The sequence below is a fragment of the Rhizobium sp. BK529 genome, assembly GCF_014194105.1.
In the GTDB taxonomy this organism is placed as follows: domain Bacteria; phylum Pseudomonadota; class Alphaproteobacteria; order Rhizobiales; family Rhizobiaceae; genus Rhizobium.
Window position 1 is genome coordinate 1 of record NZ_JACIAU010000006.1, and the last position, 24957, is coordinate 24957.

Genomic DNA, 24957 nt, shown 5'->3' on the forward strand with positions numbered 1-24957 from the left:
TGCCCCCGCAACCAAACCCTGCCCAATCCAGACACAGATCATCTGTTATCGCCGGCGCAAAGCATCATCTTCGCTCCAATGCTAGCTCCTCCTCCGCACACATCAAGGCCGAAGCCGAAAAGCCGCAAAACAAATCCAAGCTTCCCTCTTTTCTCTATTCTGCGCGTTTGATCCGACAGATCGTCGGATCAGAGGCATCCGATCCGATCAAAAAATGGGACTCGAGGCATAAAATTTGGACTCTTTGCCGATCACAGGGCTAGGTGGAAAAGGCTAGAATGTCGAGATGCGGGTCAGCACCCCGACACTTTCGATCATCTGGCTTCGGGGCTGGCGCCCATGATCTCTGCGTCTGAACAGAAATTTTCCCTATGGGCGCTGATGGCGATGTGCGTCGGCTCGATGGTTGGCGCAGGGATTTTCTCGCTACCGCAAGCTTTTGGCCGGGCAACGGGACCATTTGGGGCTGTGGTTGCCTGGTCCATTGCCGGTGTCGGTATGCTGATGCTGGCCTTCGTGTTCCAGTCGCTCTCGCGACGCAGGCCCGATCTCGATGCCGGCATCTACGCCTATGCCAAGGCCGGCTTCGGTGATTATCTCGGCTTCCTGTCCGCGCTTGGCTATTGGGCGGCAGCCCTTCTCGGTAACGTATCCTATTTCGTGCTGATCAAGTCGACGCTCGGCCTGTTCTTTCCGATCTTCGGAGATGGCAACACCGTCATTGCGGTCGCGACGTCGTCGATCCTTCTCTGGGTTGTCCATTTTCTCATTTTGCGCGGCATAAGAGAGGCGGCCGCGATCAACACGATCGTCACCTTCGCCAAGATCATTCCCATACTCCTCTTCGTTGTCCTGGTATTTTTCGGCTTCAAGACCGATGTCTTCACCGCCAATTTCTGGGGTGGCGGAGCGACTTTAGGAGACGTAGCTGGCCAGGTTCGTGCGACAATGCTCGTCACTGTTTTCGTGTTCGTCGGCATCGAAGGAGCAAGCGTCTACTCGCGCTATGCCCGCAATCGCTCTGATGTCGGCATCGCGACACTTCTGGGGTTCTTCGGGGTACTTTGCCTGCTCGTTCTCGTCACGATGTTGTCCTATGGAGTGATGCGGAACGAGGATCTCGCTCGGCTTAGAAATCCATCGATGGCCGGTGTTCTCGAGGCTGTCGTCGGCCCGTGGGGTGCCATGTTCGTCAGTGCGGGCCTGATCATTTCTGTGGCAGGCGCCTACCTATCCTGGGTTCTGCTTGCAGCCGAAATCCTCTTTTCAGCCGCCAAATACGAAACGATGCCCCGGTTTCTCTCTCATGAGAACAAGAACGGCGTCCCGTCCAATGCTCTGTGGCTCACCAATATCCTTGTCCAGATATTCCTGATCCTCACGTTGTTTGCCCAACATGCCTTCCGGCTGGCGCTCGAGCTGACAAGTTCGATGATACTCATTCCCTATCTCCTCGTTGCTGCCTATGGCTTCAAGCTTGCCTGGACAGGAGAAACCTACGATCGCGATCCGGCTAGTCATCGCGGCGAGTTCGTGCGATCGGGCATTGCGCTCATTTATACGGTCTGGCTGATTTATGCAGCTGGAACAACACATCTTCTATTGTCCGCCGCCATTTACGGCCCGGGTAGCGTGCTGTTCATCATGGCGCGCCGCGAGCAGCGCAGAGTCGTCTTCAGCATGGTCGAACTGGTTATCTTTGCGGCAGCAGCCATCGCCGCTGCCGTCGCAATCTACTCCCTCCTGACCGGCCGCATTACCGTCTGAACCTCGGGGATGAGATCGGAGGCCTATCGAGGAAAAAAGGGACGCCTAGCACACAGGTGAGATTTTACGCTCATTCGCCGGTGGTGAAATTGAGGCATAAACTTTCGAAAAGCAACCTACGAGTGATCGGGTGGGTGTCTCATGGCTTCCGGATCTACGCAAAAATTTTCGTTGTTCGCGCTGACAGCGATGGTTGTCGGTTCGATGGTGGGAGCGGGTATCTTCTCGCTTCCCCGTACATTCGGCGCGGCGACTGGTCCCTTCGGCGCGATCATCGCGTGGTGCATCGCCGGCGGCGGTATGTACATGCTCGCCCGCATCTTCCAGGCGCTGGCGGAGCGCAAGCCGGATCTCGATGCCGGCGTCTATGCCTATGCCAAGGCCGGGTTCGGCGACTATCCCGGTTTTCTGTCGGCCTTCGGCTACTGGATCGGCAGTTGCATCGGCAACGTCTCCTATTGGGTCCTGATCAAGTCCACGCTGGGCCGGTTCTTTCCGGTCTTCGGCGACGGCAACACACTGGTCGCAATCGTCGTGGCGTCGATGGGCATCTGGCTGTTCCACTTCATGATCCTTAGGGGCGTGCAACAGGCGGCCTTCATCAATACCGTCGTCACTGTCGCCAAGATCGTCCCGATCCTCACGTTTATCGTGCTGCTTGCCGTCGCGTTCAAACTCGAGCTGTTTCGCGCCAATTTTTGGGGTGGCGAAGGAATGCCGGCGGCCTCGCTGCTGGAGCAGGTTCGAGCGACGATGTTGGCGACCGTCTTCGTTTTCATCGGTATCGAGGGCGCGAGCAATTATTCCCGCTATGCCCAAACCCGTTCCGATGTCGGGACGGCCACTATCGTCGGGTTCATCGGCGTTACTGCGCTGATGGTGCTGGTGACGTTGCTGCCATACGCCGCGTTGCAGCGTCCAGAGATAGCGGCGATGTCGCAGCCTTCGATGGCTGGCGTTCTGGCAGCCGTCGTCGGGCCGTGGGGAGCCGTCTTCATCAGCGCCGGTGTCATCATCTCGGTTCTGGGCGCTTATCTCGCTTGGTCGCTCGTATGTGCGGAAGTCCTCTATGTTGCCGCACGCACCGACGACATGCCCCGTATCTTCGGCACCGAGAACCAGAACAGGGTACCGTCTGCAGCACTTTGGCTGACAAACATCATCGTCCAGCTCTTCGTGATAAGCACCTATTGGTCTCAAGACGCGTTTGCGCTGATGTTGAACCTGACCAGCGCCATGTCTCTGATCCCCTATCTGTTCGTCGCGGCATATGGCTATCTCGTCGCGCAGCGCGGGGAGACCTATGAGGTCAGGCCGGAGGAGCGTCGACGCGACATGATCATCGCCGGCATCGCCGTGATCTATACGATCTTCATGATCATTGCCGGCGGGTTGAAGTTCGTCCTTCTATCGGCTCTTCTCTACGCTCCTGGCACGATCCTCTACTTCTGGGCCCGCCGCGAGCAGGGCAAGAAAATATTCAATACCGTTACCGATTGGGTGATCTTCGCGGCTGCAGTCATCGGCTGCGTTGCTGCGATTGTGGGATTGTCCACCGGTTACCTGACAATCTGAAGAGGAGGTAAGGCATGTCTTCTGCAAGCTCCGCTCAACAGGCTTTCGGCGTCCATTCGGAGGTTGGTCAGCTGCGCAAGGTCATGGTGTGCGCCCCTGGTCGCGCCCATCAGCGTCTGACACCGAGCAATTGCGACGCCCTTCTCTTCGATGATGTCCTCTGGGTCGAGAACGCCAAGCGCGACCACTTCGATTTCATGACCAAGATGCGCGACCGCGGCATCGAAGTCCTGGAAATGCATAACCTTCTCACCGAGACGGTGGCGGTCCCCGAGGCCAAGAAGTGGATTCTCGACAATCAGATCGTGCCGAACCAGATCGGTCTCGGCCTCATCAACGAAGTTCGCTCCTATCTCGAAGGACTGCCGGATCGCGAACTCGCCGAAACGCTGATCGGCGGGCTGTCGACCTACGAATTTCCGGAGAAGCTGGGCGGCGAGCAACTGGCGCTGATCCGCGATGCAGCCGGCGTCAACGAATATCTGCTGCCGCCGCTTCCGAACACGCTCTACACGCGTGACACCACGTGCTGGATCTATGGCGGGGTGACGCTCAATGCGCTCTACTGGCCGGCACGCCACGAGGAAACAATCCTCACGACCTCGATCTATAAGTTCCATCCGGCCTTTGCGGGCAATGTAAATGTCTGGTGGGGCGATCCGACCAAGGATTGGGGCCTGGCAACTTTCGAGGGTGGCGACGTCATGCCGATCGGCAAAGGCAACGTGTTGATCGGCATGAGCGAACGCACTTCTCGCCAGGCCATCAGCCAGGTCGCAGCCGCGCTCTTCGAGAAGGGGGCGGCCGAGCGCGTCATCGTGGCGGCGATGCCGAAGCTGCGCGCTGCCATGCATCTCGATACGGTATTCACCTTCGCCGACCGCGATTGCGTTTTGATCTATCCAGATATTGTCAACGGCATCGAGGCTTTCTCCTATCGCCCGGACGGCAACGGCGGCGTCGAACTCCACAGGGATAAGGGCAGCTTCGTCGACACCGTTCGTGACGCGCTCGGCCTGGAGAAAATGCGCGTCGTCGAAACCGGCGGTAACGACTACGTCCGGGAACGGACCCAGTGGGATAGTGGTGCGAATCTGGTCTGTGCTTCGCCAGGCGTCGTCTATGCCTATGACCGCAATACCTATGCCAACACATTACTGCGGAAGGCGGGCATCGAGGTGATCACGATTGTGGGCGCCGAGCTTGGACGCGGACGCGGAGGTGGCCATTGCATGACATGCCCGATCAGCCGCGACCCTGTCGATTATTGAGACGGCAATGCGAGAGTGTCCGCGAGGAGAACCGGAGGTGCTATCATGGGAAGCGAAGATGAGCGGACAATATTTTCGCGACGATTCTTGCTCAAGGCACTTTTGACCGGTATCACCATCGCACCATTGGCGGTGTTCCTTCCTGTCGAAGCAGAAGCTCAAAATGCGAGGGGGCGGCCGAACCGTCCGCCGCCACGTCCCCGTCCCGAGCGAAGGCCCCCGCCGCGGCGTGGCTCTGTCTGGGTACCGGGATACTGGGAATGGAGCCACCGCAGGCGCGACTATGTATGGGTACCCGGCCGCTGGATTCCCGCAAGGCCCGGCTTCCGCTATCGTCAGCCACGCTGGACCAATCGCAACGGCAGCTGGTTTTTCATCGAAGGGGGATGGGTGCGATGACCGTCTCGTGGGAATGAGGTGAGCGATGTTTTCCTCCGTAACTCCCATTCGGCAGGCTCCAGGTCATAGAGGTGGATGGCTTTGCCGATCTCCTGTTCGTCGACGGTGACCCGTTTTCGTTTTGTCGCCGATCCTGATAAGAACTTCCTGATGATCGTGAAGGATGGGAAGATATACAAGAACAACTCAGCGGCCAAGTTAACGGCTTCAGCCGTCGCGATGGATGTTCATGGTTGAAGATCGAACCGTTCCCGTCACCCTTGGCGTGATCGCCGCAATCGCGGTCGTTGCCACTCTCTATCTCCTGGCTGTCATTTTTGCTCCGGTCGCCTGCGCCCTGTTTATCATCGCAATCGTATGGCCGATGCAGAGGTTGCTTCAGTCCCATCTGCCGCAGATGCTGGCGCTGGCGCTGGTGGTCGGTGTCATCTTCGTCGTGTTTGTACTCTTCGCCTCCGTAGTCGGCTGGGGCTTTGGGCGTATTGCGCGATCGCTGATATCGGACGCTCCACGCTTTCAGATGCTCTACGACCAGGCAACCATATGGCTGGAGGGGCATGGTATTGTCGTCGCCGGCATTTGGGGGGAGCACTTCAACGTCCGTTGGGCTGTTGGGATGCTGCAGGGGCTGACAGCACGTCTCAACACAATGATTTCGTTCTGGCTCGTGGTGCTCGTCTATGTGCTGCTCGGCCTTCTCGAGGTGAGACCGCTCAGCCGCAAGATTCGGACGGTGATGAGCGCGGAAACGGCGCGCATATTGATCACCGGCTGCAGCGTGACCGCCTCCAAGTTTCGTCGCTACATCTTGATCAGGACGATCATGAGTATTGTGACCGGAGCAATGGTCTGGGTATTGGCGCTTTCGTTCGGCCTTCAATTCGCTGCTGAGTGGGGCGTTATCGCCTTCACACTGAATTACATACCATTTATCGGGTCTTTCATTGCGACGTTGTTGCCGACGCTCTATGCCTTGGCCCAATTCGAGTCCGTGCAGGCAGCATTGATTGTCTTCGTATGCCTCAATATCATCCAATTCGTGATCGGCAGCTATATCGAGCCACGCGTGGCCGGGAACGCGCTGGCTGTCTCATCGTTTATCGTGCTGTTTTCGGTTTTCTTGTGGACTTTTCTTTGGGGATTGTTCGGCTCCTTCATCGGAGTCCCGATCACGATCGCCATACTGACATTCTGCGAACAATCTCCCGCAACGCGGTGGCTGGCTGATCTGCAGAGCGCCAAGGAGGGCGCCGGCCAGGGACCATAGCGCCGGTTGTGCGGCATCGCTCCCTCGAGCGCCGCACCGGATATCTCCTCGCGTTCCTTTGCGCAGTCCGTTCGAATGCAGCGCGAAGCTACCCCTCAGGCAGACTTCTCTACTGCCTCTGCTTCAGCCGCCTTGGAGGCCCGCTGAAGAGCGTCGCGAAGCGTCTGCTCCTTGGTTTCGTCGAGCGACGTCTTGAGCACGTGGCCGCCGAATCCCTCAATTTCCTTCAACACTTTGTCCGATGTCATCGTCTGGACCAGCAGGAACAGGGCACCGTTCCCCGGATGCAGGCTGGCGGAAAGATCCTTCATGAAGGCATCGTTTATGCCGACATCGGTCAAGGCGCCTCCAATGGCGCCCGACGCTGCCCCGATGGCTACACCAAGGAGCGGGTTGAGGAACAGCACGCCGATGAGCAGGCCCCAGAAGCTGCCAGAGATCGCGCCGGTTGCCGTGGTATTCATAAGCTGGTTGAGCTTGATCTTTCCAGACTCCGTCTTGGTGGCGATGACGGCGTCGCCAAGCTTGATCAAATATTCCTTCTGGAGCTCGATGAGTCGTTGCCGGACTTCTTCGGCCTTGGATTCCGTGGGGTAAACGATGACGATCAGGTCTGACATGGGAACTCCCGCAACGACATTGAGTTAAACCGCGGACATTTTATGTCTTCGGCTTTGCGAAGAAATCAGTTGAGAATCCCACAACTTTACACACCGTCTCTTTCTGGCGCCGCAATCGGGAAGTGCGCGCCGGACGTTTGCATATTTGCTGGGACATGACCGCAACATAGACCGAGATCAACGCTGGCTGCCTGACGAAAGGCTTCGACGGCGCGCCAGCGCCAACGGGTTTATCTGACGGAAGCTTGTCGGTTGGTTTTCGGTCGTCGGAATCATGACGGTTACTGCTCTCACGTCGCTCCGCTGCGTTGCGATTGCGTAAGTACAGCGGCGCGCAGTTATGGCATTTCGTCACGCGTTATGACGAAGTTTCACGGGAAGGCCCGGGTCACAGAGGGTCGGTGATACGCTCCCAAGTGGATTTTCGGAACGAAAGCACAAGTTTCAGGACGCATGGTCGATGCAGTCGACGCTCTAGACGAGGAAGCGCGAGATGAGACTTCGTATATATGCAAGCTTGCGCAGCTGTCTCGCAGCGTCTGCCCTGCTTGTTGCAACTGCTGTTCTGAATGACGCCGGGGCGCAGGAAGGAACAGAACCCGCAGTAGAGGTCGCGCCGGCACGGCTCATTGAATTCACCAGCAATTACGAGTTTCTGGGTACGGTCGTAGCGATCCAGCGGGTCAACCTCTACGCCCGAGTCAGCGGCGTCCTGGAAGAGGTCAAATTTACCGAGGGCGGCTTTCTCAAGGCAGGGGAGCCCGCGTTCAGCATTGAAAAGGGTGGATATCTCGCTGCCCTGCACAGCGCCGATGCCACATTGTCGTCAGCGGAGGCCGCTCTCGAAGTGGCGAAGCTTAATGCCGCGCAGGCAGAGATTACGCTCAACCGTCAACGCGAGCTGTTGCGCGGCAATACTACTACTCAGGCTGCTTTTGATCAGGCCTCGACTGATCGCGATGTTGCCGTGGCAAGAGTGCATCAGGCGCAGGCCGATGTGGCGCAGGCAAAGGCCCAGGTCGAAACGTCATCCCTCAACCTGTCCTACACCGATATCGCCGCGCCCATCTCCGGCCGCATCGGACGCGCTCTCGTGACCAAGGGCAATCTCGTGTCTCAAAGCACTGGAGCCTTGGCATCTGTCGTGCAGACCGATCCTATCCGGGTGGTGTTCTCGATTTCCGACCAGCAATATCTGGCGGTGGTTCGTGCGCTTCAGAAAAAAGGGCAGGGCGTGGGATCACAACTCGACCAATTCAGGCCGAGGCTGGAACTCTCCGACGGCACTGCCTATCCCAATCCGGGTGCGGTCGTCTTTGTCGACAATGCGGTCGATCCTCAGACGGGTACGATTGCCGTTTTCGCGGATTTCTCGAATCCTGACTCACTTCTTGTCCCCGGACAGACGATGAAAGTGAAGGTCGAAGCTGGCGAACCTCGTAAGGTCATAGGCGTCCCGGCTGCGGCAATCCAAAAGGATCGGGATGGTAGCTATGTCTTTGTTCTCGGCCAAGACAACCGCGCGACGATCCGCCGTGTGACGACTGGCGATAAGATCGAGGGTGATTGGTCGATTTCATCGGGTCTCGCGGATGGAGAGATGGTCATCGTCGCCGGTATTCAGAGAATTCATCCCGGTATCGTCGTCCGCCCTCAACCGTCAACTGCGGGAAACTAGCGTGCTGGCCGGGATATTCATCAAGCGGCCCCGGCTGGCAATGGTCATCGCCATTGCCATCACGCTCGCTGGCGCCATCGCCCTCGTTACCATACCTGTTTCACAGTTTCCGGAGATCACGCCACCGACCGTTCAGGTGACGGCCAGCTATCCGGGAGCGGATGCGCAGACGCTTGCCCAAACCGTTGCGGCGCCGATCGAACAGCAGGTCAACGGCGTGGAAGGCATGACCTACATGTCCTCCAGCGCGAGCGCCAGCGGCACCTATGCACTGACCGTCACTTTCGCGGTCGGAACCGATCCGGATATCGCTCAGATCAACGTCCAGAATCGCGTCGCCCTTGCTCAGGCGCAGTTGCCGGCGACGGTAAGAAATCTCGGCGTCAACGTCAGGTCGCAGCAGTCAAACTTCCTGATGGTCGTCAATCTGTTTTCACCGGGCGGGACGCACGACAGCCTCTTCCTCTCGAATTTTGCGAAGATCAACATCGCTGATCCGTTGTCGCGCGTCAGAGGCGTCGGATCGGCCCAGATCATGGGTGCCTTGGATTATTCCATGCGGATATGGCTTAATCCGATCCGCATGGCGGCACTTTCGATTGTGCCATCCGATGTCACGACAGCCATTCAGCAGCAGAACATTCAGGCCGCTGCCGGTCTGATCGGAGCCCCTCCGATTGCCGACACCCAGGTCCTGCAATATTCCATTTCTGCGCTCGGGCTGCTCAGCGACCCGACACAGTTTGGCGACATCATCGTCAGGACAAACAATGAGGGAGGTATCGTTCGTATCCGCGACATCGCCCGCGTCGAACTCGGGGCAGCTTCCTATAACTCGGTGGGGCTCCTTAACGGTCAACCGACGGCAACGATTGCCCTTTACCAGTCACCGGGTTCGAACGCGATCGCCGTCGCCCGGGACGTCCGGACGCAACTGAATGCCCTGCAGAGCCGGTTGCCTGCGGATGTTTCGTACCGGGTGGTTTATGATGCGACTGCTTTTGTCAACGCCACCATCACGGAGATCATCCATACCCTCGTCCTGACGGGAATCATCGTTATCCTCGTCGTCTATCTCTTCCTCCAGAGCTGGCGCGCCACACTCATCCCCGCCCTGACGATTCCCGTCTCGCTCGTCGGCGTTTTTGCCATCCTGCTCGTGCTTGGCTATTCCGCGAACACCGTCACCCTGTTCGCAATCATCCTGGCGATCGGTCTCGTCGTCGACGATGCCATCGTCGTCGTCGAGAATGTGCAACGCGTCCTCGCCGAAGATCCCGGCATCTCGCCCGCGGAGGCAGCGGAAGCAGCGATGAAGCAGGTTACCGGGCCGATCATTTCCACGACCCTGGTCCTCGTCGCAATATTCGCGCCGGTCGGTTTTCTGCCGGGCATTACCGGTGAACTTTATCGGCAATTCGCGGTGACGATTATCGCCGCGGTCGCCATTTCCTCGGTCAATGCGTTGACGCTCAGCCCGGCTCTCTGTGCGATTTTGCTCCGCCACGGCGACGCCAGGGAAAAGGGTCCGTTTGCCTATTTCAACCGAGGTCTGAACAAGGTCCGGAAAGGCTATGTCGGAACCGTCGCCAGCCTGGCGCGGCGATCTGTTGTCGCTGGATTGATCATCCTGCTGATTGCCGGCATCTGCGCCTGGATGTTTGGGCGTACGCCGACCGGATTTTTGCCCACCGAGGATCAGGGAATCGTTTTCGTCAATGTTCAGCTCCCGGACGCGGCGGCCTTGCCGCGCACACAGGCAGTGCTGGATCGTGTCACGCAGGCGGTCCGCACCATCAATGGTGTCGATAGTGTCATCACCGTGTCGGGCACAAGCCTGCTGTCTGGCGCCCAGCAGCCCAATAGCGGGTTGGTACTGCTTGTTCTCAAACCGTGGAGCGAGCGAATGACGGCCGAAACAGGTCTCGGTGGCGTGCTGATGCAACTCAACCGGTCTCTGGCTTCGATCAGCGAGGCCAACGTCATCGCATTTCCGCCGCCGTCGATCCCGGGCCTTGGCGTATCAGGAGGTTTCGACCTGCGTTTGCAGGCGCTTGGCGGGCAATCCCCGGAGGAATTGGCACAGGTAACGCGCTCCTTCATCGTCTCGGCAAATTCCAATCCGCGAATCGGCGCAGCCTTTTCGACCTTTTCCGCCGAAGTGCCTGGTCTCTATCTCAATCTTGATCGCGTGCGTGCCGAGAATTTGCACGTGCCCACGGCAACGATCTTCGACACTCTGCAAACGCAGCTGGGATCGAGCTTCGTTAACAACTTCAACATCATGGGGCAGACCTATCAGGTGAACGTGGCGGCCGACAGTCAATATCGCGGCCGAACAGACGATATCCTGAACCTCTATGTGCGCAGCACGACCGGAGCCATGGTGCCGCTGAGAGCTCTGGTGTCGGTGAGCCAGACGCTCCAGCCGACGCTGCTGTCACGTTACAACCAATTTACCGCCGCCACCGTCAATGGCCAGCCCGCGGCGGGTGTTTCTTCGGGGCAGGCGATGGAGGCGTTAACAGCTGCGGCAGGATCCCTTCCGGAAGGTTACGGTTTCGAATGGTCCGGCCTTTCCTATCAGGAGGCGACCGCGTCTGCGCAGACGGTTACCATTTTTGCCCTGGCTCTGATCTTTGGTTATCTGTTCCTAGTCGCCCAATACGAGAGCTGGTCGATTCCGCTTTCGGTCATCACTTCGGTGGCTGTCGCCATTCTGGGCGCTCTCATCGGAATTCATGCCGCTGGCATCGATCTGAACGTCTACGTGCAGATCGGCCTGGTATTGCTTGTAGGACTTGCGGCCAAGAATGCGATCCTGATCGTCGAATTCTCGAAGGAAGCGCACGAGGCGGGACAGGATCTTGTCTCAGCGGCAATCGAAGGCGCGCATATTCGCTTTCGTGCGGTTCTCATGACTGCGCTGGCGACGATCTTCGGTGCATTGCCATTGGTGTTCGCCAGCGGAGCGGGCGCCGCCAGCCGTGTTGCGATCGGAATGACCATTATTGCCGGCATGTTGGCCGCAGCCGCCATCGGCATCATACTCATACCGGCGCTCTACGTGTTCTTCGACAGTATAGGTCGATACTTTCGACGCCGGCAGACAGCTTAGAGAGCTACCTGTCGTCGGGATGGGCGCTAAGGGAGGGGGCATGGCCGTAGTGCATATGGTAGGCGCGCGAAAAGCTCGAATAGCCTTCGTAGCCGACGCGCCTCGCGACTTCGCTGATCGACAGCTGTCCGGCGCTTAACAAAGCCTTGGCCTGTTCCATTCTCACCCTCTGCGCATATGCGTGGGGTGTAGCGCCGAACCGCTCGCGAAAGCCTATCGCCAGCTCGTTGCGGTTCAGACCGACGCGAAGCACCATCTGCTTGATGGTCGGGGGGTTATAGATCTCTCGCCTGTAGATCGCCGCCGCGGTTTCGATCGCCTGAGCCTTTTTCTGTACGGAGCGGATACGATTTCCCCTCTGCAAGGAAAAGGCGTTGAGTTGTGCGACGACGTCGCAGATGATCTCAATGGTCTTCGCCTTGAGATAGATCATCTTCAACGGCTCTTCGTACCTGCACGACAGGATCTGGTCCGTCGTGGTGATGATGGAGGGTGTTGGCGGCAGCCTCAATGCATCCACCATGCCTGAGTCCGTCAGAAAAATCGGCTTGTATAGAGCCGGAATGTTGTCTGGCCTCAGGCCGAAGCGATCGAGGAAATATTGTCTGTCGCAGGCAATCATGATCCCGCGCAATTTTGTCCCGGCCGCGGTTTTCGAGGTGGAGTGCGGGCAATTGGTGATCTGTATCTGCGCCGGGTTGACACGTTCGACATGATCGCCAACCAAGCGATGATAGCTGCCCTTGATCGTTATCTGAATACAGATGAGATCTCTCAGCGCCATCGCCAGGCTAAAGGACTGGAGGACCTCGAAATTCATCACATACAGGGAAACAAAATCATCGATCCGCCGATAATGTCCATGTTCCTTGGTTCGAAAAATGCCCTCCGTGGGACCCAGCACATCCCTCATCCGCACGAACTCGGTATGACGAAGTTCGCTTTGGATGCCTCTGAGATCCAGTTCCAAGGATTTATGCATAGCGAATAACCATAAGACACGCCTACATCTGGTGGATGTCTGTTCAGGTCCGAGCCTAAGCCTAATGCACGTGCAAGCCCGCAAGAGCGGCATTCCTCTACGCGGCAAAGTAGTTCGCAATCGTCTAAATGACAAGCCCGAAATTGCTATCGAGGGTTGATAACAGTCAGTGGAGGACTGCCGTGTAATTGTGTTGCGTTATTGGACATGTAAAGCGCCAGACGGTTTCACACCAGGGGAGCGAAGGCGACAAAAAATCCATTAAGCTCAGGGGATTGCACGGGTTTATGCATGGCGGATCGTCACGCGATATAGCGATTTATCACGAGCGTATTCAAAAGCTGTTTCCGACTATAGTAAGAAGAAGGGCTTTGGACGTGTGAGCAACTTCGTAGGCGTTAGTGCTTTGAGGTCCGCCGATGATCAGTATGTCCCGGTTGAAAATCGATCGTCGGAACCAGCCTCAAGATGACAGGCTGTCGTGTTTTCTAGATTTCACGACGGTGGCTTTTCCTCCAAGAGATCAGTTCGAAGTCTTTCGCGCCGCTTACCAAGGGGTTTGGGATCTTTCTCTTGCCAAGAGCGAGGATGCGTCATTTCCCGCTCGCCAGATGGTTTGGGATCTTGGCAAGCTGGCTTTCACGCGAACCAAGCTGCCGGGAAAGGGATATGCTCACCATTGGCGGCACATAAGAAAAACCAGACTTGATCACTTGTACTTCCTGATGCCATTCCACTCATCCAAGCGTGGCGATACCTATGCGAAACGGGGGGCCTTGCCGGATCTGCACTGTCTGGCAAGACCTTTCGAAGCAGAGATGGAGGCGGAAGGGGTTCTGACCTTGTTTATACCGCGCGATCTGTTCGCTTCGAGCCTGGGGCGGGACGACAGGCTGAATGCAAAGGTTGATGGCCGGCTCGGGTCGCTGCTGGGAGACTACCTGTTTCTCCTCGATCGATCCTTGCCCGACCTGCGGATTACCGAACTCCCCTATGTCGTCGAAGCTACGCGCTGCCTCATAGAGATGTGCCTGGCGCCGTCCCGGAACCGCTTTGCCGAGGCCAAGGGACCGATCAATTCGATATTGATAGAGCGGGCAAGGCGACTGATCGATCTCAAGCTTGCGCAAGCCGACCTCGCTCCGGATATGCTCTGCGCCGAACTCGGTGTGTCGAGATCCCGCCTGTACAGATTGTTTGAACCGTTTGGCGGCATCTCGGCCTATATTCGACGTCAGCGTCTGCTTCGGACGCGGGACGCCTTGTCTGACAGTTCCGACATGCGTCCAGTCGCGCGTATAGCGGAGCAGTGGGGTTTCCTCGACGCCTCGGCATACAGCCGCGCGTTCCGGCAGGAGTTCGGCATATCCCCCAAGGAAGCGCGAGAGATCGGGTGGGATGGTCGCGGCTATCTCATTGGACGATCCAGGCCACAGGAATCCGATCATGTCTCAAGTCTCGAGCATCTGTTGCTCGGTCTCTCTGCCTGACATCACCCTACGAGCTCAGCTGTCACAGTGGACTTCGACGCCGCGCTCCACCGCGAGTTCATTGCCCCAGGGGAATCAGCAGTGGAACCAGCATAATGCTCACGATCGCCACAATAATAGAAAGGGGGACGCCGACCTTGACGAAATCGCCGAAGCTATATCCGCCGGGTCCGACGACGAGCATATTCACCGGCGAGGAAACCGGTGTCATGAAGGCTGTCGATGCGGCAAGCGCGACAATCATGGCAAAGGGCCGCGGAGATTCACCAATGTCCTGGGCGATGGCCACGGCTATCGGCGCCATCAGGACTGCCGTGGCGGTATTTGAAATGAAAAGACCGAGGAGAGCAGTGATCGCAAAGAGGGCGGCAAGGATTAGATATGGAGAATGTGCACCAACAATATCGATCACCGCTCCGGCTATAAGATCGATACCTCCTGTCCGCTGTAGGGCAAGCGAGAATGGCAGCATGCCAACGATCAAGACCAGCGTTTTCCAGGAGATCGATGCATAGGCGCTGTTGAAATTGACGCAACCGAGCAATCCCATCAACAGACAACCGATCAGCGCGGCGTGAACATTCGGTACGACACCGGTGATCATCAGGAGGACCGTAAGGCCGAGTACTGCGAGCGCACGCCGTGCGCGTCCCGGAGCCGGCAGTACCGCCTCGAAGTCCGAGGGAATATTAAGCACGACCATGTCGGCTGTATTGTTGCGCAGATCGCTTATGTCTGACCAGAAGCCGACCAACAATAGCGTATCGCCCTGCTTGAGCTTCTCGACCAGCAGGTGATCTGTCACAACTTGAGTGCCATGTCTCAGCCCAATCGCGGTGAGACCGTATTCCGAGCGCAATTGAGCTTCCGGAATTGTCTGGCCAAGCAGGCTGGACTCGGCCGGCAGGATGACCTCGACCATGCCGATCTCCTGAGACCGATCATTGAAATAATCGTTTCCTTGCTGGAGCGGGCGAACCTCTAGAGAATAGGTTTGGCAAAGCGCCTCGAAAGGGGTTTCCGATCCGTTCACATCTGCAAGTAGCGTATCTCCCGCTTCGATCCGGGTGTGTGGCATGGGGCGGAGCACTTCCGCGGACAGCCCCGAGCCACGCTCGATCGCGAGCAGATTTACTCCGGCGCGGCGCAGTTGCAGTTCATCGAGCCGCTTGCCAACCATTGCCGAATGTTCGGTGACAAGGAAACGTCGCTCGCGGGCAGCAAGATTATAGCGCTCGATCCAGTCACCCAAAGTGAATCGATGTGGCGATTTTCCGGCGTCCGTCGCCTGTGCTGTCAGCGTTTTTCGGGCGACCAGCATATAGACGATACCGAGGGCGAGCACGGGTAGTCCAAAGGGGGTAAAGCTGAAAAAGCTGAACGCCTCTATGCCATGGCGGGACAACTCGGCATTGACGATAAGATTGGGTGCGGTCGCAATGAGGGTCATCATGCCGCTGATAAGAGCCGCAACACTGAGGGGCATCATCAACCGCCCGGGAGGCAGACTACGGTTTTGCGAAATGCGCAGTACGACGGGGATGAAAATGGCAACCACCGCCGTCGAACTCATAAAGGCGCCCAGGCCCGCGACCGCGACCATCAAAAGGGCCAACAATCGGCTTTCGCTGGCGCCGGCTTTGGCGTCCAGCCAGTCGCCCACTTGCCTTGCGACGCCTGTTCGCACTAGGCCCTCGCCTATGACGAACAGAGCCGCAATAAGGATTACAGAAGAATCACTAAAACCCGCCAGCGCTTCGTTCATTGTGATGACGCCCGTAAACGGCATTGCGACGAGCATCAACAAGCCGACGGCATCGAAGCGCGGCTTGTTGATCGCGAACATGGTTACCGCCGTCAGAAGCAGAAACAGGACGAGCGCGAGCTGATAGTTCATTTATGTCCTTGAGATGAAACGGAGCGAAGACAGAAGATTTGCCTTCAAACGTAGGCAATGTCGGGAAAATTCAACTCCATATCTCCGCAGTTTGCGGAGTCTCCGGGGTGCCAACGTAGCAAATGTTGGCAACGCCGCCAGTCTGTTACAGTTTACTCAAAACAGAGCCAACTTGATGCGAAGCATAGATGACTGGAATTCTTGTTTCCGTGCGGCGACACAAAATGCATCTTACAGCCAACATAAAAGCACAACACGCTAGTCCTTGAACGGATATTCGAGCCTAGTCTATAGAATTCGAATGTGCTAATTCTAAAGACAGGTGGACATTCCACAATTCCGGTTTCGCGACTTTCACCGACCTTTCGAGATCCTGTTGTCTTGTTCAGCCGGAGTATTTGTTTTCATGCCGTAAATCGATGAATATTTGTGGGAGGGGACAATGCGAGAACGTGCATCTTCTCTAAGGACAAGGCGGCGCGGGAGACGTCAACTCTTGTCCGGACTATCGATATCAAGCGTTGTCTGCGCCAGTCTTTTCGCCGGGATTGCCGTTGCGCAGGCGCCAACCGAAGAGCAGAAAAGCGCGATCAGATCAGCCTGCCGGTCCGATTTCATCGCACAATGCTCCGGCGTGCAGCCGGGCGGCATGGAGGCGCTGCAATGCCTGCAGCAGCATGATTCCACTCTTTCTGCTGCCTGCCGCAAGGCGGTCTCCGCTATCACCGTCAAGCCGAAATCGACATCCGCCGAGCCAACCCAAACGGCGCCCGCTACAACGGGGACGGCAACGCCCGCGCCGGCGAGCGGCGCCCAGACGGCGGCTCAACCGACCGAAGCGCAACGCAGTGCCGTTAAATCGGCCTGCAGGTCCGACTTCATGGCGCAATGCTCCGGCGTGACTCCAGGTGGTGCAGCGGCACTTTCCTGCCTACAGCAGCACAGTGCTCGCCTGTCGGCGCCCTGCCAGCAGGCCGTTGCGGCATTGGGTGCGTCAGGTGCTCCCGCTGTAGGCGGAGGTTCTGCCACTGCTGCGGCACCGGTGCCGACCAAGCCGGCGGCAATGCCTGACTTTTCTCCGCGTGAAGAATTGATGATCGCGCGGGAAGCCTGCGGGCCGGATTTCCGGGCTTTTTGCCGGGCGGTGCCTGTCGGCGGGGGCCGCGTGATTTCGTGCCTGCGGGACAATCTGCAGCGCGTGTCGCCGGCGTGCCATCGGGTACTGAGCTCCGGACTATAGAGGCCTGCTCTCCTTCATTTTCGACGTTCGTTGGGAACGCCTAAGCCTCCGGGCGAGGCGATTTCCATGACGGTAAAGGAGGATGACCGTCGGGCGGCCATCCATTTTTCGCATCGAAATCCCAGCATCGATGAATTCAATGACGACACAAGTGAAAGGCAATTGCCATGTCATCGACTTCTCATCTATCGCGATTGAAACGAATACTAACCTATTCCGTGATTGCCGCCGGCCTTGTCCTGCCGACGCCTGCGTGGGCGGATGATGCTAAAGACCTTCTTAAGGCCATGTCCGATTTTCTGGTGGCGCAGAAGACAATATCCTTCAACTATCAATCTTCGCTCGAGGCTGTGACGCCGGACTTCGAAAAGCTGCAGTTCGTAAGCTCGGGTACGGCCAACATCACGAGACCCGACAAATTGCGTGTCACAAGAACCGGAGGTTTTGCCGATATCGACGTCAGTTTCGACGGTTCGACGCTGACAGTGCATGGGAAGAACCTCGATGCTTATGCAAAGATCGACGGCAAGGGCTCGCTCGACGATCTGATCGACAGGCTTGCCGATGCGGGCGCGGAAGCGCCTGGTGCGGATCTTCTGTCGTCGCATGTCTACGATATCCTGATGTCTGACGTGACTGAGGCCAAGCATATCTCCAGCGCCTTCGTCGACGGGGTGGAATGCGAATATCTGACCTTCCGGACACCGGAACTCGACTGGCAGATCTGGATACAGACCGGGTCGCAGCCGATACCGCGGCGCTATGTGATTACCAGCAAGCATGTCGTCCAGGCGCCGCAATACACGCTTGAGATCAGCGACTTCAAAAGCGGAGCGGAGGTTGCCGCCACCTCCTACAACATCGAGATCCCGGCCAATGCCAAGACCGTCGATTTGAGCGAACTCCAGTCGATCGATGAGCTTCCCGCGCCCGTTGCCGATACAGGAGAGATGAAATGACTTTCAGCAAGCTCGCATTTGCCCTCGCCCTTGCCGGCGCGATGACCTTCACCGATTTTCGCATTGAGGGACAAGGTCCGCTGCCGTTCGCGATCGGCTTTGCCACTCCGGCGGGTGCCGTCATCGGTCGGCCTTTGACACCGCTATCCTATGCCGGTGTTGCCCGCAGGACGACGCGCCGGGTTGTCCGTCGAACGGCGACGACGATCCCCGTGCTGCCTCCGGGCTGCATCTATGGTCCCTATTACGGCGGCTATTACTATCGCTGCGGTGGATTGTATTACGCCAAGAGCGGCGGCGTTTATGTGCAGGTGATCGTACAATAGGCCGTTTGCAGGCCTATTGCGCTGCCATCTCCGCATCGGCTTCCGCCGGAGTTTTACTGCGGCGCTTTCGGAATTCTTCGAAGCGCTGCAGCACGACGTAGAAAGACGGGACAAAAAGCACGGCAAGGCAGGTTGATGCGATCATGCCGCTGAAGACCGATATCCCGATCGACTTGCGGGCGGAGGCGCCCGCACCCGTTGCCAGCACGAGCGGCAGCACCCCTAGAATGAAAGCAAATGATGTCATGAGGATCGGACGGAAGCGCAGGCGTGCCGCCTCGACCGCCGCGTCCAGTATCTCCATGCCCTCCGCCCGTTTTTCCCGCGCATATTCGACGATGAGGATAGCATTCTTCGATGCCAGAGCGATCAGAAGGATCAGGCCGATCTGGGTGTAGAGGTTGTTGGCAACGCCAGCCGCCATTAGCGCTCCGACCGTGCCGAGGAGAGCGAGCGGCACGGCGAGCAGCACCGCAAATGGCAGAATCCAGCTTTCATATTGTCCTGCCAGCACGAAGTAGACGAGCAGCATGGCGAGGGCGAAAATGTAATAGATCTGACCGCCGACTGCTTTCTCCTGATAGGAAAGCGCGGTCCATTCGTAGCCGGTGCCGGGCGGCAAGGTGTGGTTGGCGATCTGCTCCATGACATCGAGCGCCTGACCGGAACTGAAGCCGGTGGCCGGTCCGCCGACAATCGTTGCCGATGGATAGAGGTTGTAGAGGCTGATCAGCGAGGGGCCCTGCATCGGCGTGACATCGACGACGGTTCCGAGCGGCACCATGGTGCCATCGCCGGCCTTGACCTTCAGATTGCGGATATCGTTGGGACTGACGCGAAATTCGGAGGAGGCTTGTGCATAGACCTGGAATGTGCGGCCGAACTTGTTGAATTGCGTTACATAGCTCGATCCTACATAGCCCGAGAGCGCCGAGAAAACCTGACCAACGGTAACGCCCAGCGTTTCAGCCTTGATGCGGTTGACGGAGACTTCGAACTGCGGAACGTTCGAGCGGAACGGCGTGCTCAGCCTCTGCAGCGATGACTGGGCTTCGCCATTTTTCACGATCGTGTCGGAGAGAGCCTGCAGCAAAGCGTAGTCGGAAACGCCGTTCTTGAGTTCCACCTGCATCGTGAAGCCGCTGGCATTACCAACGCCCTGGATTGGGGGCGGTACGATGACCAGGGTTTTTGCGACCAGTATGCTTTCGAGGGCGCCATTCAGATGCTGGTAGATGGAAAGCAGATCCTGCCCCTTTTCCTTGAGGCGTTCGTCCCAGTCTTTCAGCACCACATAGGCGACGCCGGCATTCTGCAGACTGGCATTGTTGTCGAGAACGGACATGCCGCTGATCGTCAGCACCTGATCGACACCAGGCGTCTCCTCGGCAATCTTTCCGACCTGCGCCAACACTGCATCAGTGCGTTCCTTCGCTGCGCCATCAGGCAGCTGGGCATTGATCAGGACGTAGCCCTGATCCTCGATCGGCAGGAAGGCGGTCGGCACCCGGCTGAGCCCCCAGACGGCAACGCCCATCAGCGCCAGCGCCAGGATGACCATGACGACGCTATGATGGACCATCGCGTTGATCAGCCTGACGTAACCGCGTTCACAGCGATCGTAGATGCTATTGAAGCTACGATAGAAGAAGTTGCGTTTTTCAGGCGGCACCGGCGTTCGTAGCCAGAGAGCGCATTGTGTCGGTTTCAGCGTGACGGCATTGATGGCGCTGATCAGTGCCGTTGCCGCGATGACGAGCGCGAACTGCCGGTAAAGCTGGCCGGTCAGTCCCGGCAGAAAGGCGGCAGGAATGAAAACGGCCATCAGCACCAGCGTGATGCCGATCACCGGGCCGAGCAGTTCGTCCATCGCTTTTTCGGCAGCCTTGCGACCAGACATGCCGGCTTCGATGTGTCGCGCCACCCCTTCCACAATGACGATCGCATCGTCGACGACGATCCCGATCGCGAGAACGATCGCAAACAGCGTCGACAGATTGACGGTAAAGCCCATCGCCGCCATGGCGGCAAAAGCCCCGATGATGGTGACGGGAACGGTCGTCGCCGGCACGAGCATCGCCCGCCAGTCCTGCAGGAAAGCGAGGATGACGATGAGAACGAGGATGCCTGCCTCGATGAGCGTAACGTAGACTTCGTTGATCGACGCTTTGACAAATTTCGTCGTATCGAAGGGAACGTGATATTCGAGACCTTGCGGAAAGCTCTTCGACAGTTCCGCCATCTTGGCGTTGACTGCCTCGGCCACCGCGATGGCGTTTGCTTCCGGTAGCTGGAAAATGCCGATGCCGGCTGCCGGACGGCCATTCTGCATGAAGGACTGGCTGTATGTTTGCGCGCCCAGCTCGACACGGCCGATATCGCGGATTCGCGTTACGCGGCCGCCGTCCAAACCATCGACTTTGACGATGATGTTCTCGTAATCGGCGGCATCATTCAGCCGGCCATTGACATTGAGCGTGTATTGGAAGGTCTGTCCCGCCGGGACTGGCGGAATGCCGATCTGGCCGGCCGTCACTTCCTGGCTCTGCTGCTGCACCACATTGACGATATCTTGAGGTGTCAGCCCGCGGGCCTGCAGCAGGTTCGGATCCATCCAGATGCGCATGGCATATTGGCCGGCGCCGAACACCGTGACGTTACCGACGCCCGGCAGGCGGGCAAGCTCGTTCTGCAGATTGATGACCGCATAGTTGGAGAGGAACAGGCTGTCATAGCGGCTGTCGGGCGAGGTCAGGCTGACGAAGCCGAGGATCGCCGTCGATTTCTTCTGGGTCGTCACGCCCTGAACCTGCACCGCCTGCGGCAACGACGACATGGCGATGGCAACGCGGTTTTGTACCAGTACCTGCGCCTGGTCGGGATCCGTGCCGATCGCAAAGGTCACGGTCAGGGAATAGGTGCCGTCGCTCGCGCTCGTCGACTGCATGTAGAGCATGTCCTGAACGCCGTTGACCTGCTGCTCGATCGGCAAGGCGACCGTATCGACAAGCGTTTTGGCACTGGCCCCGGGAAAGCGGGTCGTGACCTGCACGGTTGGCGGAACGACATTCGGATATTGCGCCACAGGCAGTTGGAAGAGAGCCACCGCGCCGATGAGAACAAAGACCAATGCCAGAACATTGGCGAGCACTGGCCGTTCGATGAAAAAGCGCGATATCATGCTGTTGTCCTTGGACGTTCAGATGAAGCGTGGCGGCGGATTTTATTGCGTCGTGGTGGCCTTCGCATCGGCGCCGGCTTCCGCCGACTGCACATTCATGTCGATCTTTTGAGGCGCAACCTTGCTGCCGGGGATGGCCTGCTGAATGCCCTGGACGACAACCAGGTCCGACGGATCGATGCCGGATTCTATGACGCGGAGCGCGCCTTCCCGCTGACCTGTCTTGACCTGTTTCTGCTCGACCATATCGTCCTTGCCGAGGACGAGCAGATAGCTGCCGAGCTGGTTGGTGGCGATCGCATCGTCGCGCACGAGCAAAGCCTTATCGCTCTGGCCGATGGGCACGCGCACGCGCACGAAGAGGCCTGGCAGCATTGCTTTGTCCTTGTTTTCGAACAGAGCCCGCACCTGCAGGGTGCCGGTCGATGCATCGAGCTGGGGCGAGACGTAATCGAGATGTCCCTTGTGTGGATAGCCTTCTTCCGATTGCAGGCCGAGCTCGGCGGGAATGCTCGGAAGGTCCGTCTGCTTGAATGTGCGTCCCTGCTTCCTCAGCATATCCTTGATCAGCAGCACCTGGGATTCGCTGACGTTGAAATAGGCATAGATCGGATCTGTCTGAACGATGCTGGCAAGCTTGGTTGGGCCTGAGACGCCGACGAGCGTACCGATATCGACGAGGTGGTTGGTCACAGTACCGTCAAAGGGCGCAAGCACTTCGGTGTAGCCGAGATTGATCGTCGCGAGCTCGAGATTGGCCTGGGCGTTGAGGATGGCGGCGTTCGCTTCGTCGAGCGTCGCCTTGGCGCTATCGACGGCAGTCTGCGTGGTGACCTGCTGTTTGAGGAGGTTCAACTGGCGGTCATATTCCTGCTTGGCCCCGACCTGAGAGGCCTGTTGCGAAGCGAGCGATGCCTTCGCCTGATCGAGTTGTGCCTGGTAGGTATCGCGTTCGATGCCGAAGAGCTTGGTGCCCTTCGTCACCGATGTGCCGTCCTGATAATCGATCGATTGAAGGTAGCCCTGGACACGCGCTTCGATATCGACGGAATTGAGTGGGGCGGTGTTGCCCGTCAGCTCGAAATAAAGAGTTATGGGCTGTTGCACAGGCTCGGCGACGTGAACGGCGGGTGGCGGAGGCGGAACGTAGGTGTTGCTGCTTCCATCGCAGGCGGCGAGTGCGGCCATGCCGATGAGGGTTACAAAAATCTGCTGGCCCCGATGCAATCCCTCACGCATTCCTGTTGCCCCGACAATTTACGTGTCCCGGTCTTATGCGTGCCTCGGCGGCGCCCCTCAAAGTTCGCCGGATCTTCAGGCATGCGCTACTATGCCGCGGGATGTTTCGAAATTGCAATAGCTTCCGGTAAGCAATTTAGCTGCGCCTAAACAAATCATGGCCGCTTGGTACCGGCAAGGCTAAGCCTCGGCTTCTTTTGACGAAATGGCCGCCAGCAGGCGAGACGGGCGTTGTGCTCATTGTTGGGTAATGAGCAGCACGTAGGCGATGAACAGCACCAGGTGAACTGCACCCTGCATGAGATTGGTGCGGCCGCTTGAGAAGGTGATGATGCTGACGGCGAGCGTCAGCAGGAACATGACCAGATCTGGCCCCTGAAGGCCGAGCGTGACCGGATGCCCGTAGAGGTGGCTGATCGCCAGCATTGCCGGCACGGTCAGACCGATCGTCGACAAGACGGAGCCGAGAAAGATATTGATGGCGCGCTGGAGATGGTCGGCGATGGAGGCGCGCACGGCGCTGATTGCCTCGGGCGTTGCAACAAGAATCGCCATGACCACGCCCCCGAATGCAGCGGGCGCATGCAAGGTTTCGATTACGTAGTCGATCGGCCTTGCAAGCTGTTCGACCAGGAAGGCAACCGGTCCCATGAAGGCCAGCAGCATCACCGCGTGATACCATACCGGTCGATGGTGGCTGATGACGACGGTATGGGTTTCATGATGATCGCTGTCGTCGGCGAAGTAGCGATGATGCCGTCCGGCCTGCAGCAGCAGAAAGATGCAGTAAAGACCGATCGAGACGACACCGAGGAACATCTGTCTTGGAGCCGAGGGATGCGGGTCGTCCGGGCCGGCGAGGAACGTGGGCATGACCAGGCTCAGGGTCGCCAGCGGAACGATAACGCCGAGATAGGCATTGGCACCGTGCAGGTTGTGCTGCTGATCCTCGCGCCGCCATGCGCCAAAGAGCAGGGACAGCCCCACCATGCCATTCAGGATGATCATGACCACGGCAAACAATGTGTCGCGAGCAAGTGTCGGATTATTTTCTCCATGCAGCATGACGGCCGAAATCGCCATCACCTCGATCGAGGTGATGGCAAGGGTCAGGATGAGGGTTCCGTAAGGCTCCTGAAGCTGCTCCCCCAGATGATCGGCGTGGCGAACGACCGACAAGGCAGAGCCCAGCACCACGGCAAAGAGCCACAGAAAAATGAGAGCGAACCAAAGCGGCTCAGAAAGCCGGCTAAATATTTGCTCCGGGAAAACGAGGAAAGCCAGGCTGGTCGCGAAACTGACGCCGAGAAACCATTCCTCGCGTGCAAGGCCCGCTACGCCCGAGGTGCGTATTGTGGAACCGTCAGTCATCGAGACCACCATGGGTCACGAAATACCGTCGCGCTACGACCGTTGCCACTTCCCCCTCCGCTCCCCTCCGCCCTATCCGACCGAGCAGGGCGGTTTGAAGGCGGTTAAGGGCGATTGTCTCACGCAGAAGGGTATTCCGCCTATCTAAAAATCATCACGCCGTGTGTGATCCGCGATCAATGATATTTCCGCTTCTCCCGCCCCAGAATTTCCGGCGCATTGAGGCCGGCAATCGGCCTCGAGAGGTCGGCGGGGATGTCGCCGGCAAGCTGGAGGTCCAGGTAGCGGGCGCAGCAGACGCGGAGGAACGAGGTGAAGTTGCCGAGATCATGGCCGGCATCGATCGACTCGTGGTGCAGCTTGGTGATCAGCTGGACCACGTTCATGCCGTCGCGGGCGGCAATTTCCTCTAGCTTCGACCAAAAGAAATTCTCCAGCCGCACACTGGTGACCATGCCATCGATACGCAGCGACCGGGTGGTGCTTTCCCAGAGCCGCGCATCGGCTTTGATGAACAGTTCACACATCACGTTCCTCCCGCCGGTCCATTTAAAGCGTGTCGCGATCCTTCGGATTC

General features: G+C 58.0%; 20 protein-coding genes. 13 read left to right on the forward strand and 7 right to left on the reverse strand.

Annotated features, from left to right (window positions below):
• Positions 1-339 precede the first annotated feature (339 nt).
• From arcD to FHX08_RS27620, 6 genes are all read left to right on the forward strand, one after another.
• Positions 340-1767, forward strand: a complete 1428-nt coding sequence (gene arcD, locus FHX08_RS27595) for an arginine-ornithine antiporter (protein WP_184328055.1) — start codon at positions 340-342, stop codon at positions 1765-1767.
• Between the two features lie 141 nt (positions 1768-1908).
• Positions 1909-3342, forward strand: a complete 1434-nt coding sequence (locus FHX08_RS27600; protein WP_184328056.1) for a basic amino acid/polyamine antiporter — start codon at positions 1909-1911, stop codon at positions 3340-3342.
• 14 nt (positions 3343-3356) lie between these two features.
• Positions 3357-4613, forward strand: a complete 1257-nt coding sequence (gene arcA, locus FHX08_RS27605; RefSeq protein ID WP_132657232.1) for an arginine deiminase — start codon at positions 3357-3359, stop codon at positions 4611-4613.
• A gap of 45 nt (positions 4614-4658) precedes the next feature.
• Positions 4659-5012, forward strand: coding sequence for a YXWGXW repeat-containing protein (locus tag FHX08_RS27610; protein WP_184328057.1), 354 nt, complete (start codon positions 4659-4661; stop codon positions 5010-5012).
• 75 nt (positions 5013-5087) lie between these two features.
• Complete coding sequence (locus FHX08_RS27615; protein ID WP_184328058.1) at positions 5088-5249, forward strand: hypothetical protein; 162 nt, start codon at positions 5088-5090, stop codon at positions 5247-5249.
• On the forward strand, positions 5242-6279 hold the full coding sequence (locus FHX08_RS27620; protein WP_132657231.1) for an AI-2E family transporter: 1038 nt from the start codon (positions 5242-5244) through the stop codon (positions 6277-6279). The genes FHX08_RS27615 and FHX08_RS27620 overlap by 8 nt, the downstream gene beginning before the upstream one ends.
• Before the next feature lie 95 nt (positions 6280-6374).
• Here the strand turns inward: FHX08_RS27620 and FHX08_RS27625 are convergent, their stop codons facing one another.
• Positions 6375-6899: a DUF1269 domain-containing protein gene (locus FHX08_RS27625; RefSeq protein ID WP_132657229.1), complete on the reverse strand. Its 525-nt coding sequence runs from the start codon at positions 6897-6899 to the stop codon at positions 6375-6377.
• 493 nt (positions 6900-7392) lie between these two features.
• Here FHX08_RS27625 and FHX08_RS27630 point away from each other — a divergent pair, with 493 nt between their 5' ends.
• Together FHX08_RS27630 and FHX08_RS27635 are read left to right on the forward strand one after the other, a co-directional pair.
• Positions 7393-8577 (forward strand): efflux RND transporter periplasmic adaptor subunit, encoded by a 1185-nt coding sequence (locus tag FHX08_RS27630; RefSeq protein ID WP_184328059.1) that lies wholly within the window; start codon positions 7393-7395, stop codon positions 8575-8577.
• A gap of 1 nt (position 8578) precedes the next feature.
• Positions 8579-11695: an efflux RND transporter permease subunit gene (locus tag FHX08_RS27635; protein WP_184328060.1), complete on the forward strand. Its 3117-nt coding sequence runs from the start codon at positions 8579-8581 to the stop codon at positions 11693-11695.
• A gap of 4 nt (positions 11696-11699) precedes the next feature.
• Here the strand turns inward: FHX08_RS27635 and FHX08_RS31770 are convergent, their stop codons facing one another.
• On the reverse strand, positions 11700-12218 hold the full coding sequence (locus FHX08_RS31770) for a helix-turn-helix transcriptional regulator (RefSeq protein WP_246698415.1): 519 nt from the start codon (positions 12216-12218) through the stop codon (positions 11700-11702).
• A gap of 78 nt (positions 12219-12296) precedes the next feature.
• On the opposite strand from FHX08_RS31770, the gene FHX08_RS31775 reads away from it, so the two are divergent.
• Complete coding sequence (locus FHX08_RS31775; protein ID WP_245508357.1) at positions 12297-12686, forward strand: hypothetical protein; 390 nt, start codon at positions 12297-12299, stop codon at positions 12684-12686.
• Positions 12687-13096: 410 nt separating this feature from the next.
• The gene (locus FHX08_RS27645; RefSeq protein ID WP_184328062.1) at positions 13097-14167 is read left to right on the forward strand and encodes a helix-turn-helix domain-containing protein; all 1071 of its coding nucleotides are present in this window, start codon (positions 13097-13099) and stop codon (positions 14165-14167) included.
• Positions 14168-14225: 58 nt separating this feature from the next.
• On the opposite strand, the gene FHX08_RS27650 is transcribed toward FHX08_RS27645, so the two are convergent.
• On the reverse strand, positions 14226-16064 hold the full coding sequence (locus FHX08_RS27650) for an SLC13 family permease (protein WP_184328063.1): 1839 nt from the start codon (positions 16062-16064) through the stop codon (positions 14226-14228).
• A 442-nt stretch (positions 16065-16506) separates the two neighbouring features.
• Between FHX08_RS27650 and FHX08_RS27655 the strand changes: the two genes are divergently transcribed.
• The 3 genes from FHX08_RS27655 (at position 16507) to FHX08_RS27665 (ending at position 18589) form a co-directional block, all read left to right on the forward strand.
• Positions 16507-17304, forward strand: coding sequence for a cysteine rich repeat-containing protein (locus tag FHX08_RS27655; protein ID WP_132657222.1), 798 nt, complete (start codon positions 16507-16509; stop codon positions 17302-17304).
• 167 nt (positions 17305-17471) lie between these two features.
• The gene (locus FHX08_RS27660; RefSeq protein WP_184328064.1) at positions 17472-18263 is read left to right on the forward strand and encodes a DUF2092 domain-containing protein; all 792 of its coding nucleotides are present in this window, start codon (positions 17472-17474) and stop codon (positions 18261-18263) included.
• A complete protein-coding gene (locus FHX08_RS27665; protein ID WP_132657220.1) occupies positions 18260-18589 on the forward strand; it encodes a hypothetical protein in 330 nt (109 codons plus the stop codon). Before FHX08_RS27660 ends, FHX08_RS27665 begins: the two co-directional genes overlap by 4 nt.
• Positions 18590-18602: 13 nt before the next feature.
• Here the strand turns inward: FHX08_RS27665 and FHX08_RS27670 are convergent, their stop codons facing one another.
• The 4 genes from FHX08_RS27670 to FHX08_RS27685 all read right to left on the reverse strand — a co-directional run bounded on the left by FHX08_RS27670 (position 18603) and on the right by FHX08_RS27685 (position 24907).
• Entirely contained in the window at positions 18603-21770 is a 3168-nt protein-coding gene (locus FHX08_RS27670) for an efflux RND transporter permease subunit (protein WP_132657218.1), read from the reverse strand.
• A 42-nt stretch (positions 21771-21812) separates the two neighbouring features.
• On the reverse strand, positions 21813-23009 hold the full coding sequence (locus FHX08_RS27675) for an efflux RND transporter periplasmic adaptor subunit (protein WP_132657217.1): 1197 nt from the start codon (positions 23007-23009) through the stop codon (positions 21813-21815).
• Between the two features lie 237 nt (positions 23010-23246).
• Positions 23247-24380, reverse strand: coding sequence for a calcium:proton antiporter (locus tag FHX08_RS27680; protein ID WP_132657215.1), 1134 nt, complete (start codon positions 24378-24380; stop codon positions 23247-23249).
• A 176-nt stretch (positions 24381-24556) separates the two neighbouring features.
• Positions 24557-24907, reverse strand: coding sequence for a ribbon-helix-helix domain-containing protein (locus FHX08_RS27685; RefSeq protein WP_132657213.1), 351 nt, complete (start codon positions 24905-24907; stop codon positions 24557-24559).
• Between the last annotated feature and the right edge of the window lie 50 nt (positions 24908-24957).